Source organism: Endozoicomonas sp. SESOKO4 (genome assembly GCF_024606275.1).
Map to the genome: position 1 here is coordinate 1 of NZ_JAHHPS010000289.1, position 1,419 is coordinate 1,419.

A 1,419-nucleotide genomic window follows, 5' to 3' on the forward strand; every position below is an offset into this window, starting at 1 on the left:
ACCATCGTTGACTGGCATAATCCGGGTGGGCAAAAGGTTCGGCTTGAAATCAACGGTGGTATAGTGCCTCAGGTTGTGAGTCAGTGGCAACTCTATTCCGACAATATAAAAGACAGTGATCTGAAAACCGGGCAAACCCTGAATAACACAGTGACACTGGCAGGAGACAATCTGGCTGGTAGCGCCGATTTGCCCGGAGGCAGCAACGGGGGCTTCTTCTATTCGTTTCCCTCTCCACCCTCCTGCAGTGGCGGAGATGGGTGGCTACCTCTCGAGCGCATTGCCTTGAAGACCCATCTTACTGTTGGCATAAAAGCAGGTAATGATGGTGGAAAACCCTCTGGCAAGGTACCCGATGAAGAATCAAAAGACGAAAATAACGATCATCAAAAAGAGCAAAGAGATGAACCTGGAGGTCAGGAGAGCAGATCACCGGGACAATCTAATGATGGCAGTGGAAATAACAGAAAAGACGACAATGGAGAGGAGAATGAACAAAATGCTACGACTCAAGACCTTCAGGAACTTGCGAACCAGCTTATAGCTCTCATTGAATGCGGCGATCCCAATGCCGTTTTTATGCTGAGGGAAATACTGGATGTGCTAGACATGCCTCAGCGTTTGCAGGTTCTGGAAACAACAGGTACAAACGCCAGGGGTAACCCTGTCACTCCTCTTGAGGCAACACTGGAACTGCAACGTTCTGTCAAAAAAAATTCATTGCGCAATCGGTTTATCAAACAGCTGATAGAAGCCACAAGCGATAAAACACGGACTTTGAATGACCCTGATATTCTGTTTTCACTCCAACCGATCATTCCACCTGCCCGGGCACTGCCCGAGACTGGCGTCAACAACCTGAGGATTTTGTATAAGATTGTTCAGGATATAATCCGCAGGATTAATCAATCTGACCAACAAACACTTATAGGACAATTTGAAAAATATTGCTTTATCGAGTACTTCCTTCAATTATTCCTGCTCTATTCAAACCCACTTGAACCTATTCGTGAACTGTTAGGGAAAATATCAGATTCAGTCATAAGCCGTGATATTGTGATTCATGCGCAAACATTAACGCTCCCCATCTCTTTTCGCGATGCCTTTATAGAGCTTGAACAGCACCCATCCCGCCATGAATCAGCACACCTCTCAAATGAGCTGATAAGGTGGACACATACTTTCCACTCGCTACAAGAGCCTTCACTACAGGTACCTTTAATAGCGCCTGTAATCAGTGACAGTGATAATACCGCCAACGTTACGACTGCCAGCAATGCAATTAGATTCACCGATTCCATCCGGCAAGTTAATGGCTCCCACAGTGCCTCTGGCTCTGGCGGCTGTTCCCCTGACTTTCCCACGGATAGATACTTACAGCAGGGAGCAAGGCCAAAGCGACGAGCCCTTGCAAATCAG

Annotated in this window: 1 protein-coding gene; it reads left to right on the forward strand. The window is 47.0% G+C overall.

Translation table 11 applies throughout. The annotated features are described in order from the left end of the window. A partial coding sequence (locus KDK16_RS05435) for a hypothetical protein (protein ID WP_257275039.1) occupies positions 1 to 1,419 on the forward strand: 1,419 nt, incomplete at both ends.